We start from the raw sequence: 13,199 nt of genomic DNA on the forward strand, positions 1-13,199 counted from the left end.
AGCGCGTCATGGAGTCGAACCACATCCCCGGGCGCCGCGAGCGCCAACTGCTGCGCGGTCAGGACAATCCGCTCTTCGGCTGGCCGCCGGCGCCGCTCGATCCGGCGGCGCTGGAGGCCGCGCGCGCCGCCGATCGGGCGGCGCTCGAGCGCTTTCGCGAGCGCTTCGCGCAACAGCTGGAGCGCGCCGCCAAGCTCGGCGAGCACGGCGACGGTACCGAGGTGATGGCGCTCAAGGAGACGCTCGAGCAGCTCTACGAGGAGAGCTTCGGGCTGCCCGCGGCGCTCGAGCGCGAGCGCGAGGCGCTCGCCGGGCTGATCGAGACGATCGCCCGCAGTCTCGCCCGCGCCACCCGCGACGACCCCGAGGCGAGCGCCGCGCTGGCCGAGTTCGAGCGCGCCCGCGCGACCCATTTCGCGCTGCTGCGCCAGCCGCTGGTGGGCGATCTGCTCGACCCCGAGGGGCCGATCGGGCCGAGCGAGCTGCTGCCGACCCTGCTGAGCGTGCCCGCCGAGGAGTTCGACGCCGCGCTCGCGCTGTTCGACGAGCTGCAGCGTCGCACCCTGGTGCGCGACGGCGAGGCGCTGCTCGCGCGCCTCGAGGCGGCGGGTGTCGACTGCGTCGAGCCGCGCCGCCGGCTCGCCGCGCTCGTCGACGTGGCCCGCTGAACGCCCCGGTCGCGGGTGAGGTTTCCCGGACGCGCGGACTCCGTCCGCCGTCCATCTTCGCGACGACAACGACTGAGACTGCTTCATGACCAACAAGATCTCCGCCGTGGATGCCCTGCGCCGTCTGCGCGATGGCAACCGCCGCTTCGCCGCCGAACTCCGCGCCTCCAACAACGCGATCACCCATGCCGACTTCGCCGGGTTGCTGTCGGGGCAGAGCCCCTTTGCCATCGTCCTCGGCTGCTCGGACTCGCGGGTGCCGGCCGAGCTGGTCTTCGACCAAGGCTTCGGCGACCTGTTCGTGATCCGGGTGGCGGGCAACATCGTTGCGCCCTCGCAGGTCGGCAGCGTCGAGTTCGCCGCCTCGCGTTACGACACCAAGCTGGTGGTGGTGCTTGGTCACTCCTGCTGCGGTGCGATCAGTGCCACCCTGGAGACCATGCTCGACGGCGCCGACAGCGAGTCGCGCAACGTCGCCGCCATCGTCGACCGGGTGAAGCCCTCGATCGAGGGGTTGCTCGAGACCGAGCTGCGTGAGGATCGCGAGGCGCTGCGCCATGCCGCCGTGCGCGCCAACGTGCGCGCCTCGGTCGACCATCTGCGTCACGGCTCGGCGATCCTCGAATCGCTGATCGAGCGCGAAGGGCTGATGGTGGTCGGTGCCGAGTACTCGCTCGAGACCGGGCTGGTCGACTTCTTCGACGGCGTGCCCGAGGGTTGGGATCAGGAGTGACCCGTTCGCGCCTGGGTCCGCGTCGGGCTCAGGCGTCCGCTGCCAGTCGCGCCAGCGGGTGTTGGCGGTAGAAGGCGCGCAGCTGTGCGTAGACCGCCGGATAGGTCTCGATCAGCAACTCAGGCCACTCGAAGAAGTATTCGCTCGTCACCGCGAAGAATTCCGCCGGCGATTCGCTGGCATAGGGGTCGATCGCGGTCTCCTCGTCGGCCTCGACCCGGGTGCAGAGGTCTGCATAGGCGGCGGCGAGGTCACGCTGCCAGTCGGCGCTCGACATCCCCGGGTGCAGCGGCGGGCAACCGTTGGGCGCGCCGGCGCGCATGTCGAGCTTGTGGGCGAGCTCGTGGATGACGACGTTGTAGCCCTCGCCGCGGCCACCTGCGACGACATCGGCCCAGGACAGGATCACCGGGCCCTGTTCCCAGGACTCGCCGCTCTTGGCCTCCTGTTCGATCCACACCACGCCGTCGTCACCCATCACCTCGCGTTCGGGGACGAACTCCTCGGGATAGACGATCACCGCGTACCATCCGCGGTACCAGTCGAGCCCCAGCTCCAGCACCGGCAGTGCCGCCTGCAGCGCGATCCGCAGTCGCTCGGTAGCCGTGAGCGCGACGCCCTGGGCACACTCGATGCGTTTGGTGCGGAGGAACTCGAGCGCCAGGGTCTCCAGCCGCTCGGCCGTCTCCGGGTCGAACCCGGCGAGCAGTGGCAGCGCCTCCCAGGCCGACTCCCAATCGCGCGTCGAGAACATCCGACTCACCCGCTCGATCCGGCGCGCGCGCCACCACTGACTCAGCGCGCCCATGCGCGCCGTCCGTCCGCTGCCTGATCCATCGAGGGGCTCCTGTGATGGCGGGTTAAAGAGGGCATTGAAACCGATCGGGGGCGCGGGGCAAAGGGGGGGCGATCAGCCTTCAGTCGCCAGTCGCCAGTCGCCAGTCGCCAGTCGCCAGTCGCCAGGAATTTTGAACCGCAAAGGCCCAAAGGGTGCGAAGGGGGGGAGAGCTACCAGCTACCAGCCGCCAGCTACCAGCGGCCAGCCGCCAGCTACCAGCGGCCAGCGGCCAGCGGCCAGCGGCCAGCCATCAGCCATCAGCCATCAGCCGCCAGTCGCCAGTCGCCAGTCGCCAGTCGTGGGGCGAGGGGTGGCGCGATGACGCTCGCTGGCGGCTGAAGGCTGACCGCTTGCGGGGCTCCGGCTTGATGTCGGTCGCGACTCCACGCACTATTGGACCATCGTGGGGTTGCGAGCCGAGCCGCTCGGCAGGGAGATCCATGCAACGGACGCCATCGCTCCTGGTCACCATCGCGCTCTCGCTGGCGCTGCTCGTGCCGGTCGGCTGGCTGTTGTTCGAGCGCCTGTCCCCGTCCGTCCCCGGACCCGCCCTCGCCTCAGCGCCGCGAGGGGGCGACTTCACCCTGGTCTCCGCCGCTGGACCGGTGAGCCTGTCGGGACTGCGCGGCAAGGTCGTGTTGATCTATTTCGGCTACACCTGGTGCCCGGATATCTGTCCGACCAACCTCGCCCTCATCGCCCATGCGCTCGGCCAGCTGACCCCGGAGGTCCGCGAGCGCGTCCAGGTGCTCTTCGTCAGCGTCGACCCCGAGCGCGACGACCCCGAGCGGTTGCGTCAGTACACCGCCTATTTCCATCCCGCGATCATCGGTCTGACCGGTCCCCCCGAGCAGCTGGCCGAGATCGCCGCACGCTACGGCGCGGCCTACCGGCGGGTCGAGCAACCGGACTCGGCGCTCGGCTATCTGGTCGACCACTCGGCCAATACCGTGCTGGTCGATCCCGAGGGACGCCTGGTGGGGCAGCTCCCCCACGCCACCGCGCCCGAGCGGATCGTCGAGCGTATTCACGGGTTGCTCGGTCTTGCGCCGACCGGGTCGGCAGGCCCATTCCATTCGGAGGAGTCGTGATGAGGAGCCTTCTGCTGATCGTGTTGCTGTCGTGCTGGCTGGCGCCGTTGTGGGCGGCCCAACCCGACGGCGTGGTGGTCGATGGGGCCTATGTGCGTGCCGTGCCACCGGGGCAGCCCAACAGCGCGGCCTTCATGGTGCTGGAGAACGACGGTGCGGTGGACCGGGCCGTGGTCGCGGCGACGAGCCCGGTGGCCGAGGTGGTCGAGCTGCACACCCACCGCGAGGAGGGCGGGATGATGCGGATGCGCCGGATCGAGCGTATCGCGCTACCCGCCGGTGAGCGGGTACGCCTCGCCCCCGGTGGGCTGCACCTGATGTTGATCGGGCTGCGACAGCCCTTGCTGGTCGATGAGCTGGTGGCGCTGGAGCTGCAGCTCGACGACGGTTCCCGGATCGGACTCGATGTCCCGGTGCGTGCGCTCGGAGGCGGGATGGGGCACCAGGGTCATTGAGGCCTCGCCCGCATCGACCCCGCGCTCGACGAGAGACGGTCGGGATCTTTACGGCTGCTGGTCTGTCTCTGCAGAGACATGTCGGGAACGGCGTGTAATTTGACCCATATGACGAAATTCTGATATATATCGCAGGATTTTCTCCACCTTCTTCCTCGAGGCCCACCCGTCACCGGACGGCGGCGCGGCCATGAACCACGAACACTGGGCATTTGCAATGATGAAGACTTGGCTGATTTCGGTTTCGGCGGCGGCGGTATTGATGAGCGGCGCGGCGATGGCCGCGGACGGATTCGAACTGGGCGACCCCAAAGCGGGCGAGGCCAAGGCGAAGGCAATCTGTCAGGCGTGTCACGCGGCTGACGGCAACAGCATCGTGCCGCTGTGGCCGAAGCTCGCCGGTCAGCACCCCGAGTACGCCTATAAGCAGCTGGTGCAGTTCAAGAACGGCGAGCGCTACAACGTGCAGATGACCCCGATGGCGATGCCGCTGACCGAGAAGGAGATGCGCGACGTCGTCGCCTACTACTCGCAGCAGGTGCAGACCGGTGGTGTTGCCGATCGTGAGCTGGCCGCACTCGGCGAGAAGATCTATCGCGCCGGCAACCCCAAGAGCGGCGTGCCCGCCTGCAGTGGCTGTCACGGGCCGGCCGGCATGGGCCAGGGGTTGTCCAAGTTCCCGCGTCTCGCCGGTCAGCATGCCGACTACGTCAAGCAGACGCTCGAGTACTTCCGCAAGGGCGAGCGCGCCAACGATCCCAACGGCATGATGCGCGGCGTCACCGCGCGTATGACCGACAAGGAGATCGCCGCGGTGTCGCAGTACATCCAGGGTCTGCGCAACGACTGATCCAGCGACCGCGCGCATCACGCGAAAGGGCAGCCTCGGCTGCCCTTTTTCTTTTTCGGCCAGGTGCTTGGTCGAGTCGGCGGGCTGTGCTAGGGTCTGGCCACCGACGAGCAGTCCGACGAGCCGAACATGCGGCAACTGAATCTGCTGAGCTACAACGTCCAGGCGGGGATCTACTCGCGTCGGTACAGCGACTATTTCACCAATAGCTGGAAGCATCTGCTGCCGCATTCCGAGCGGCTGATCAACCTTGCGCGCATCGCCCAGCTGCTGCAGCGCTTCGACGTGGTCGGGCTGCAAGAGGTCGACGCCGGCAGCCTGCGCAGCGCCTATGTCGACCAGATCCAGTATCTCGCCCGGCAGGGCGCCTTTCCGCACTGGTACCGGCAGGTCAACCGCAATCTCGCGCCCTTCGCCCAGCACAGCAACGGGTTGCTCAGCCGGTTGCGACCGCAGCGGGTGAGCGAGCACCGCCTGCCGGGTTTGCCCGGGCGCGGGGTGATGGTGGCCGAATTCCCCTTCGAGCAGGGCGGTCGTCTGGCCGTCGGTATCGTCCACCTCGCCCTCGGCTGGCGGGCGCGCCGCCGCCAGTTCGGCTATCTGCTCGAGCTGGCCGAGGAGTATCCCTATCTGGTGCTGATGGGTGACTTCAATTGCGGCTGCGGCTCCAAGGGGCTGCGCGCGATGGTGGTCGACTCGGGGATGCGTGGTCTCGACTGCGAGCGCAAGACCTTCCCGAGCTGGCGCCCCCGGCACAACCTCGACCACATCCTGGTCTCGCGCCCATTGCGGGTGACCCGCGCCGAGGTGATCGACTACGCCCTCTCCGACCACCTGCCGCTGAGCACCACCATCGAACTCCCCGAGGGGCTGGACTTCGCCGACCCCGGCATCCCGCGTCGCGTCGCCAACCCGCTGGTCTAGTCCGCCTCGGCCCCGCGCAGGTGACGCCCGACCGCGATCCAGCTCCCCACCAGTCCGAGCGTGATGCCGGCGAGCAGCACCACCAGGGTGCCGTCGAGCCCCAGTCCGGCGAGCCGGAATTCGCCGCCGTAGAGCGCGGCGAGTCGCGACACCGAGCCCTGCAGCGCCCCGGTCGAGAAGGTCACCAGCAGGGTGGCGCAGAGCCCGCCGAGCAGCCCGTACCAGGCACCGGCATAGAGGAAGGGACGGCGGATGAAGGCGGCGGTGGCGCCGACCAGCTCCATGATCTCGATCTCGCCGCGCCGATTGAGGATCTCCAGCCGGATGGTGTTGCCGACGATCAGCAGCACCCCGAGCCCGAGCAGGGCGCCGAGCAGCAGGGTGGCGGTCTCGGCGAGGGCGAGGATCGCCTGCAGCCGCTCGATCCACAGGGTGTCCATGCGTGCGAAGTCGGCCTCGGGCAGGGTCACCATCTGCTGTTCGAGCGCGCGCAGCTGCCCGGTGGTGGCGTGACTCGGGGTCGGGTAGAGCGCCAGGACCGCCGGCAGCGGGTTGTCATCGAGCGCCTCGAGCGCGCCCTCGAAGCCGCCGAGTTCCTTGAACTCGGCGAGCGCCTGCTCGGGCTCGATCAGCTCGACACGGGCCAGCTCGGGGCGCGCGCGCAGGCGCTCGGCGAGCGCCCGCGCCGCGCTGCTGTCGACCTCGTGACGGAGGAACAGCGAGATCGCCGCGGTCTGGTCCCAGCGCCCGGTCATCGCGCGCAGGTTGTCGGTGCCGACATAGAGGGTGGCCGGGAGCGCCAGCGAGATGCCGAGCACCGCCACCGTCATGGTCGTCGGCAGCGGCATGCCGAACAGCCGGCGCAGCGACTCGCGGGCGCTGCGCAGATGGTGGGCGAGCCAGATCAGCAGCAGCTCGGAGGGACGGGCACTGGGACGGCGCACGCGCGACATGCTCACCATCCCCGGGAGTCGTTGACCAGCCGACCGTCGGCCAGGGTCAGGGTGCGATAGGGCATGCGCGCCACCAGGCTGAGATCGTGGGTGGCGATCAGCAGGGTCACGCCGACGTACTGGAAGCGCTCGAACAGCTCGAAGATCTCGCGCGAGAGCTCGGGGTCGAGGTTGCCGGTGGGCTCGTCGGCGAGCAGCAGCGGCGGGCGCGCGACCACCGCGCGGGCGATGCCGACACGCTGCTGCTCGCCGCCGGAGAGCGCCACCGGGGTGGCGCGCTCGCGCTTGAGCAGGCCGACGTGATCGAGCGCGGCGCGCACCCGTCGGCCGATCTCGCGCTGGCCGTAGCCCATCACCTGCAAGGGCAGGGCGACGTTGTCGAACACGCTGCGATCGGCCAGCAGACGGTGGTCCTGGAAGATCATCCCGACCTGGCGGCGGTGCAGCGGGATCTGGCGGCGGGGCAGAGCGCCGAGGTCGCGTCCGTCGACCACCACGCGCCCGCGGCTGGGGCGTTCGAGCAGCCCGATGAGCCGCAGCAGGGTGCTCTTGCCCGCGCCCGAGTGACCGGTGAGGAAGGCCATCTCGCCGGCGGCGAGCGCGAAGCTGATGTCGCTGAGCGCCTCGCCGCGTTCGGGGTAGCGTTTGTGGACGTGGTCGAACTCGATCATCGCGCGGTGCACTCCGGGCACGGCCCCGGCGCGGTCGCCGGGGCGGCGGTTGGGCGGCTCGGTCGCGCCTCCAGCGGCGCTCAGCCGAGCAGGGCGTCGACGAACTCGTCGGCGTCGAAGTAGCGCAGGTCCTCGATCGTCTCGCCGACGCCGATGAAGCGGATCGGCACCTGCAGCCGCTCGGCGATCGCGAACACGATCCCGCCCTTGGCGGTGCCGTCGAGCTTGGTGAGGGTGATGCCGGTCAGCCCCACCGCGCGATGGAAGTGCTCGGCCTGGGCGAGGGCGTTCTGCCCGGTGGTGGCGTCGACCACCAGCATCACCTCGTGCGGCGCCTCGGGGTCGATCTTCTTCATCACCCGCGCCACCTTGCTGAGCTCGTCCATCAGGTTGCTCTTGGTGTGCAACCGCCCGGCGGTGTCGGCGATCAGCACGTCGGTGCCGCGCGCGGTCGCCGCCTGCAGCGCGTCGTAGATCACCGAGGCCGAGTCGGCGCCGGTGTGCTGGGCGATCACCGGGATGTTGTTGCGCTCGCCCCAGGTCTGGAGCTGCTCGACGGCGGCGGCACGGAAGGTATCGCCGGCGGCGAGCATCACGCTGTTGCCCTCTTCCTGCAGCCGCTTGGCGAGCTTGCCGATGGTGGTGGTCTTGCCGGCGCCGTTGATGCCGACCATCAGCAGCACCTGAGGCTTGCCCTCGGCGGGCTGGGCGACCGGGGCGTCGGCCTGTTCGAGGATGCCGCGCAGCTCGGCCTTGAGGGTGTCGACCAACGCCTGCGGGTCGGTGAGGGTCTTGCGCCGCACCTGCTCGGTGAGATCGCCGATGATCCGGGTGGTCGCCTCGATGCCGACATCGGCGGTGATCAGCAGGGTCTCGAGTTCCTCGAGCAGCTCGTCGTCGATCCGCTTGCGTCCGAGCACCAGCTCACCGATGCCGCCACCGAGCTTGACCCGGGTGCGGCTGAGTCGCTCGCGCAGCCGACCGAACAGCTTGCCGCCGCCCTCCGGCTCGGGCTCGGGGGCCTCGTCGGGGAGGTCGGGCAGTTCGAAGGCGACGGGCTCCTCGCGACGCTGCTCGAGCGCGCGCGGCACGAAGGTGCGCTGCGGCGGCTCGGGCGGCGGCTCGGGTGCGGGCGTGGGCTCGGCGCTCGGCGCGGCTGGCGCCGGGGCTGCGCGCTCGAGCTCCGCGACCGGCGCCTGTTCGGGCGTCGTGGTCTTGTCCTTGCCGCCGCCGAACAGGCGTCCGAACAGCGGCTTGCGCGACGATTGTTCCTGCGCCTCGGTTGCGGGCGCGTCGCTGGATGCGGTCTTGTGCTTCTTTCCGAAACCAAACATGTCGACGGGAATTCTCGTGTTGATGGGGCGGTGCGCGCGGGCGCGCCGAGCGGGGCGGTCGCGACCGCCCCGGGATGTCGCAATGCTAACAGATCGACGGCTGATCGCCGCCAGGCGGCAGCCTTCGGCCACCAGCTTCCAGTCGCCAGCCACCAGTCGCCAGCCGCCAGCCTGATCGGCTTGGCAAGGCGCAGCATGCCGGTGAGCCGAGGGTGATGGGGTGCGTGACCGGATAGGGTCGATGTCAATCGCCGGCGTCGGCGCACGGTCACGCATCCCATCCTACGTCTCGACCCCTTCGTGTCCTTCGCGTCTTTGTGGTTGGATCTCCCGCTGGCCGCTGGCCGCTGGCCGCTGGCCGCTGGCCGCTGGCCGCTGGCGCCGCCATTGCGCTTCGACGCTGCCCGGAACTCGGGGACCGGTTAAGCTGACCATATCTATCGTCCTTGTCTTTCCGACTATGGGGTGTCCATGTCACGACGATTCATTGCGACCCTGGTCTGTCTGCTGCCGCTGGCGGCGGGCGCGGGCCAGACGGTTTACGAACACCAGCTCGACAACGGGCTCAAGGTCCTGGTCAAGCCCGATCATCGCGCCCCGGTGCTCACCAGTCAGGTGTGGTATCGGGTCGGGTCGAGCTACGAGTACGGCGGTATCACCGGTATCTCGCACCTGCTCGAGCACATGATGTTCAAGGGCACCGAGCGACTCGCCCCGGGCGAGTTCTCGCGCATCATCGCCGCCAACGGTGGTGAGGAGAACGCCTTCACCAGCCGCGACTACACCGCCTATTTCCAGAACCTCGCCAGCGATCGGCTGGAGATCGCCTTCGAGCTCGAGGCCGAGCGCATGCGCAACCTGGCGCTCGACCCGGAGGAGTTCGCCAAGGAGCTGGAGGTGGTCAAGGAGGAGCGGCGGATGCGCACCGACGACGACCCGCAGTCGCTCACCTACGAGCGTTTCAACGCCACCGCCTACGACGCCTCGCCCTACGGCATCCCGGTGATCGGCTGGCCGGGCGACCTGGAGGAGCTCCGGGTCGAGGACCTGCGTGACTGGTACCGGCAGTGGTACGCCCCCAACAACGCCACCCTGGTGGTCGCCGGCGATGTCGATCCCGAGCAGGTCTTCGCCCTCGCCGAGCGTCACTTCGGGCCGCTGCAGGCCGAGTCGATCGCCACCCCGAAGCGCCGCCCCGAGCCCGAGCAGCTCGGCGAGAAGCGGCTGCGGGTCAAGGCCCCGGCGCAGGAGCCCTATCTGCTGATGGGCTACAAGGCCCCGGCGGTGATCGATGCCGAGACCGCGTGGGAGCCCTATGCGCTCGAGGTCCTGGCCTCGGTGCTCGACGGCGGCAAGAGCGCGCGTCTCGAGCGCGAGCTGGTGCGCGGGCGCGAGGTGGCCGCCTCGGTCGGCGCCGGCTACAGCGCCTTCGGGCGGCTGCCCGGGCTGTTCCTGTTCGAGGGTGTCCCCGCCCAGGGCCACGCCATCGACGAGCTCGAGCAGGCGCTGCGCGATGAGATCGCGCGGCTGCAGGACGCGCCGGTCGACCCCGCCGAGCTCGAGCGGGTACGCAATCAGCTCATCGCCGACAAGGTCTATGAGAAGGACTCGCTGTTCTATCAGGGCATGCTGCTCGGTCAGCTCGAGACCGTGGGGCTCGGCTGGGAGCTGGCCGATCGCTATGTCGATGCGCTCGCCGCGGTGACCCCGGAGCAGATCCAGGCGGTCGCGCGCAAGTATCTGGTGGCCGACCGGCTCACCGTCGCCGTGCTCGATCCGCAACCGATCGATCCCGCCGCCGCACCCGCACCCGCCATGTCCCATCGAGGAGCCGCTCATGTCCGTTGATCGCTTCCGCTCGCGCCTCTGGCTCGGCGCCCTGCTGCTGTGCGCCGCCGGGCTCGTCCAGGCCACCCCCGAGATCCAGACCTGGGAGACCGACAACGGCGCCCGGGTGCTGTTCGTCGCCGCCCCAGGGTTGCCGATGGTCGATCTGCGCCTGGCCTTCGATGCCGGCAGCGCGCGCGACGGCGCCCGTCCCGGGCTGGCCTCGCTGACCGCGGCGATGCTCGCCCAGGGCGCCGGTGAGTGGGACGCCGATACCATCGCCTCCCGTCTCGAGGGCGTCGGCGCCGAGTTCGGCAGCGGGGTCGATCGCGACATCTTCTCGGTGTCGCTGCGCAGCCTGACCCGTGAGCCGGCGCTCGATACCGCCCTCGACACCCTCACCGCCCTGCTCGCCGCGCCGCGCTTCCCCGCGGTCGATCTCGAACGGGTGCGCGAGAATCGTCTGGTGGCGCTGCGCCAGCAGCAGGAGTCGCCGCGTACCCAGGCCAGCCGCGCCTTCTATCGGGCGATCTATGGCGATCACCCCTATGCCGAGGACCCGTCCGGCACCGCCGAGGGGGTGGGTGCGATCACCCGCGACGATCTGGTCGCCTTCCACCAACGCTATCTGGTCGGTGCCAACGCGGTGGTGGCGATCGTCGGCGCGCTCGATCGCGCCGGCGCCGAGCGTCTCGCCGAGCGCGTGGTCGGCGTGCTGCCGCGCGGCGAGGCGGCCCCGGCGCTGCCCGAGGTGGCGGCGCTCGAGCAGGCAGCGCAGCGCCACATCGCCTTCCCGTCGAGCCAGACGGCGGTGCTCGTCGGTCAGCCGGGGATGCGTCGCGGTGATCCCGACTACTTCGCGCTCTATGTCGGCAACCATATCCTCGGCGGCAGCGGGCTGGTCTCGCAGCTTATGCACGAGGTGCGCGAGCAGCGCGGACTCTCCTACAGCGTCTACAGCTACTTCCTGCCGCTGGACCGCCCCGGTCCCTTCCTGATGGGGCTGCAGACCCGCAACGATCAGGCCGAGCAGGCGATCGCGGTGATGCGCGAGACCCTCGAGCGCTTCATCGCCGAGGGGCCGACCGAGGACGAGCTCGACGCCGCCAGGCGCAACATCACCGGCGGCTTCCCGCTGCGCATCGACAGTAACGGCGACATCGTCCAGTACCTGGCGATGATCGGCTTCTACGACCTGCCGCTCGATCATCTCGCGCGCTTTGCCGAGCGTGTCGAGGCGGTCGATGCCGCGCAGATCCGCGATGCCTTCGCGCGTCGGGTCGATCCCGAGCGGATGGTGCTGGTGCAGGTCGGCGGTGGCGCCGGACAGACGGCACGGGCCGATGCGCCCGAGTAGGTCGGGGCAGCACCAACTGCGCATCGTCGGCGGCCGCCATCGCGGTCGTCGGCTGCCGGTACTCGATCAGCCGGGGCTGCGCCCGACCGCCGATCGGGTGCGCGAGACCCTGTTCAACTGGGTGGCGCCGACGATCGCCGGGGCGCGCTGTCTCGACCTCTTCGCCGGCAGCGGCGCGCTCGGGCTCGAGGCCTGCTCGCGCGGCGCCGGCGAGGTGGTGCTGATCGAGCGCGCCGCGGCCGCGGCGCGTCAGCTCGAGGTCAATGTCCGTACCCTCGGCGAGCGGTCGGTCGAGGTGGTCCGCGCCGATGCGCTGGACTGGCTCGCCACCACTCCGCCGCGCCCCTTCGACCTGATCTTCCTCGACCCGCCCTTCGCCGCGGACCTGCTCGCCCCGGCGCTGACGCGACTGATCGAGGACGGCTGGGTGGCGCCGGGCGGGCGTCTCTATGTCGAGCGCGGACGTCAGGAGGGGTTGCCGGAGGCGCCGCCGGGCTGGGTGCTGCTGCGCGACAAGTGTGCCGGGCAGGTCCGTTACGGGCTGCTCGCCGAGGATCTCGAATGACGCTGTTTTCGAGTCAGTCGCCAGCTTCCAGCCGCCAGTCGCCAGGAATTTGAACCGCAAAGGCCCAAAGGGCGCGAAGGAGGGATGCGCTTCCAGCTTCCAGCTACCAGCCGCCAGCCGCCAGCCGCCAGCCGCCAGCCGCCAGCCGCCAGCCGCCAGGCTCCAGGGGGCAGCTGACGGTCTCGGGTGGGGCGGGGTGCGCGGGCGGGGTGCGCGTGGTATTGATGGGCGATCGTTCTTCTTCACGGTCGCCCCATCATGCTGCCCCTCGATACCGCGCTGCTGTTCTTCGCCGCCTCGGTCGCCCTGGCGCTCGCGCCCGGGCCGGACAACATCTTCGTCCTCACCCAGTCGGCCCTGCACGGCCGGCTGGCGGGGATCTTCGTCACCCTCGGGCTGTGCACCGGGGTGATGCTCCATACCGCTGCGGTGGCGCTCGGCGTGGCCGCGCTGTTCGCCGCCTCGGCGCTCGCCTTCACCGTGCTCAAGGTGCTCGGCGCGCTCTATCTGCTCTATCTCGCCTGGCAGGCGTTCCGCGCCGGGGCCTGCGCGCTCGACGGCAGCGGCGCCACTGCGCCGCGCCCCGCCCAGCTCTATGCCCGTGGCGTGCTGATGAGCGCCACCAATCCCAAGGTGGCGATCTTCTTCCTCGCCTTCCTGCCCCAGTTCGCCGACCCCGCGCGCGGCCCGCTGACCCTGCAGCTGTTGCTGCTCGGTGCGCTGTTCATGCTCTCGGCGCTGCTGGTGTTCTCCGCCATCGCCTGGTCCTCGGGCACCCTCGGCGCCCGGCTGCGCCGCTCACCCCGCGCCCAGTTGATGCTCAACCGGCTGGCCGGCACCGTCTTCGCCGGCCTCGCCCTCAAGCTCGCCACCGCCTCGCGCTGAGGCGGGCGCTGGGGAAGTTGAACCGCAAAGGCGCGAAGAACGCGAAGA

The 13,199-nt window shown here is 70.0% G+C and carries 14 protein-coding genes; 10 read left to right on the top strand and 4 right to left on the bottom strand.

From position 1 onward, the window contains the following. Window positions 1-8: 8 nt before the first annotated feature. Both EBL84_RS12920 and EBL84_RS12925 read left to right on the top strand, forming a co-directional pair. Entirely contained in the window at window positions 9-668 is a 660-nt protein-coding gene (locus EBL84_RS12920) for a hypothetical protein (RefSeq protein WP_123141192.1), read from the top strand. An 85-nt stretch (window positions 669-753) separates the two neighbouring features. After that, window positions 754-1,401, top strand: coding sequence for a carbonic anhydrase (locus EBL84_RS12925; RefSeq protein ID WP_062274195.1), 648 nt, complete (start codon window positions 754-756; stop codon window positions 1,399-1,401). A gap of 28 nt (window positions 1,402-1,429) precedes the next feature. Here the strand turns inward: EBL84_RS12925 and EBL84_RS12930 are convergent, their stop codons facing one another. Next, on the bottom strand, window positions 1,430-2,209 hold the full coding sequence (locus EBL84_RS12930; RefSeq protein ID WP_123141193.1) for a zinc-dependent peptidase: 780 nt from the start codon (window positions 2,207-2,209) through the stop codon (window positions 1,430-1,432). Between the two features lie 470 nt (window positions 2,210-2,679). Here EBL84_RS12930 and EBL84_RS12940 point away from each other — a divergent pair, with 470 nt between their 5' ends. The 4 genes from EBL84_RS12940 to EBL84_RS12955 all read left to right on the top strand — a co-directional run bounded on the left by EBL84_RS12940 (window position 2,680) and on the right by EBL84_RS12955 (window position 5,559). Further along, entirely contained in the window at window positions 2,680-3,330 is a 651-nt protein-coding gene (locus EBL84_RS12940) for an SCO family protein (RefSeq protein WP_123141194.1), read from the top strand. After that, complete coding sequence (locus EBL84_RS12945; RefSeq protein WP_123141195.1) at window positions 3,330-3,785, top strand: copper chaperone PCu(A)C; 456 nt, start codon at window positions 3,330-3,332, stop codon at window positions 3,783-3,785. The genes EBL84_RS12940 and EBL84_RS12945 overlap by 1 nt, the downstream gene beginning before the upstream one ends. Before the next feature lie 217 nt (window positions 3,786-4,002). Beyond that, the gene (locus EBL84_RS12950) at window positions 4,003-4,635 is read left to right on the top strand and encodes a cytochrome c (protein WP_123141196.1); all 633 of its coding nucleotides are present in this window, start codon (window positions 4,003-4,005) and stop codon (window positions 4,633-4,635) included. 129 nt (window positions 4,636-4,764) lie between these two features. Beyond that, window positions 4,765-5,559: an endonuclease/exonuclease/phosphatase family protein gene (locus tag EBL84_RS12955; protein ID WP_123141197.1), complete on the top strand. Its 795-nt coding sequence runs from the start codon at window positions 4,765-4,767 to the stop codon at window positions 5,557-5,559. Here EBL84_RS12955 and ftsX read toward each other — a convergent pair. From ftsX to ftsY, 3 genes are all read right to left on the bottom strand, one after another. Then, the gene (ftsX, locus tag EBL84_RS12960) at window positions 5,556-6,512 is read right to left on the bottom strand and encodes a permease-like cell division protein FtsX (RefSeq protein WP_123141224.1); all 957 of its coding nucleotides are present in this window, start codon (window positions 6,510-6,512) and stop codon (window positions 5,556-5,558) included. The genes EBL84_RS12955 and ftsX overlap by 4 nt on opposite strands. Before the next feature lie 2 nt (window positions 6,513-6,514). After that, complete coding sequence (gene ftsE / locus EBL84_RS12965; RefSeq protein ID WP_062274214.1) at window positions 6,515-7,183, bottom strand: cell division ATP-binding protein FtsE; 669 nt, start codon at window positions 7,181-7,183, stop codon at window positions 6,515-6,517. An 80-nt stretch (window positions 7,184-7,263) separates the two neighbouring features. Beyond that, window positions 7,264-8,517, bottom strand: a complete 1,254-nt coding sequence (gene ftsY / locus EBL84_RS12970) for a signal recognition particle-docking protein FtsY (protein WP_190287964.1) — start codon at window positions 8,515-8,517, stop codon at window positions 7,264-7,266. Between the two features lie 471 nt (window positions 8,518-8,988). Between ftsY and EBL84_RS12975 the strand changes: the two genes are divergently transcribed. From EBL84_RS12975 to EBL84_RS12990, 4 genes are all read left to right on the top strand, one after another. Continuing rightward, complete coding sequence (locus EBL84_RS12975; RefSeq protein ID WP_123141198.1) at window positions 8,989-10,365, top strand: pitrilysin family protein; 1,377 nt, start codon at window positions 8,989-8,991, stop codon at window positions 10,363-10,365. Next, window positions 10,355-11,701, top strand: a complete 1,347-nt coding sequence (locus EBL84_RS12980) for a pitrilysin family protein (RefSeq protein ID WP_123141199.1) — start codon at window positions 10,355-10,357, stop codon at window positions 11,699-11,701. The genes EBL84_RS12975 and EBL84_RS12980 overlap by 11 nt, the downstream gene beginning before the upstream one ends. Continuing rightward, on the top strand, window positions 11,688-12,266 hold the full coding sequence (gene rsmD / locus EBL84_RS12985; protein WP_123141226.1) for a 16S rRNA (guanine(966)-N(2))-methyltransferase RsmD: 579 nt from the start codon (window positions 11,688-11,690) through the stop codon (window positions 12,264-12,266). The genes EBL84_RS12980 and rsmD overlap by 14 nt, the downstream gene beginning before the upstream one ends. Before the next feature lie 258 nt (window positions 12,267-12,524). Continuing rightward, a complete protein-coding gene (locus EBL84_RS12990; protein ID WP_190287965.1) occupies window positions 12,525-13,151 on the top strand; it encodes a LysE family translocator in 627 nt (208 codons plus the stop codon). The last annotated feature ends 48 nt before the right edge of the window (window positions 13,152-13,199 follow it).

This window comes from Marichromatium sp. AB31 (genome assembly GCF_003718685.1).
Lineage (GTDB): Bacteria > Pseudomonadota > Gammaproteobacteria > Chromatiales > Chromatiaceae > Marichromatium > Marichromatium gracile.

What these genes read in the sequence shown, in the direction of transcription:
- EBL84_RS12920 (WP_123141192.1), top strand. Translation starts at nt 9, where the DNA reads ATGGAGTCGAACCACATCCCCGGGCGCCGCGAGCGCCAACTGCTGCGC.
- EBL84_RS12925 (WP_062274195.1), top strand. Translation starts at nt 754, where the DNA reads ATGACCAACAAGATCTCCGCCGTGGATGCCCTGCGCCGTCTGCGCGAT.
- EBL84_RS12930 (WP_123141193.1), bottom strand. Translation starts at nt 2,209, where the DNA reads ATGGGCGCGCTGAGTCAGTGGTGGCGCGCGCGCCGGATCGAGCGGGTG.
- EBL84_RS12940 (WP_123141194.1), top strand. Translation starts at nt 2,680, where the DNA reads ATGCAACGGACGCCATCGCTCCTGGTCACCATCGCGCTCTCGCTGGCG.
- EBL84_RS12945 (WP_123141195.1), top strand. Translation starts at nt 3,330, where the DNA reads ATGAGGAGCCTTCTGCTGATCGTGTTGCTGTCGTGCTGGCTGGCGCCG.
- EBL84_RS12950 (WP_123141196.1), top strand. Translation starts at nt 4,003, where the DNA reads ATGATGAAGACTTGGCTGATTTCGGTTTCGGCGGCGGCGGTATTGATG.
- EBL84_RS12955 (WP_123141197.1), top strand. Translation starts at nt 4,765, where the DNA reads ATGCGGCAACTGAATCTGCTGAGCTACAACGTCCAGGCGGGGATCTAC.
- ftsX (WP_123141224.1), bottom strand. Translation starts at nt 6,512, where the DNA reads ATGTCGCGCGTGCGCCGTCCCAGTGCCCGTCCCTCCGAGCTGCTGCTG.
- ftsE (WP_062274214.1), bottom strand. Translation starts at nt 7,183, where the DNA reads ATGATCGAGTTCGACCACGTCCACAAACGCTACCCCGAACGCGGCGAG.
- ftsY (WP_190287964.1), bottom strand. Translation starts at nt 8,517, where the DNA reads ATGTTTGGTTTCGGAAAGAAGCACAAGACCGCATCCAGCGACGCGCCC.
- EBL84_RS12975 (WP_123141198.1), top strand. Translation starts at nt 8,989, where the DNA reads ATGTCACGACGATTCATTGCGACCCTGGTCTGTCTGCTGCCGCTGGCG.
- EBL84_RS12980 (WP_123141199.1), top strand. Translation starts at nt 10,355, where the DNA reads ATGTCCGTTGATCGCTTCCGCTCGCGCCTCTGGCTCGGCGCCCTGCTG.
- rsmD (WP_123141226.1), top strand. Translation starts at nt 11,688, where the DNA reads ATGCGCCCGAGTAGGTCGGGGCAGCACCAACTGCGCATCGTCGGCGGC.
- EBL84_RS12990 (WP_190287965.1), top strand. Translation starts at nt 12,525, where the DNA reads ATGCTGCCCCTCGATACCGCGCTGCTGTTCTTCGCCGCCTCGGTCGCC.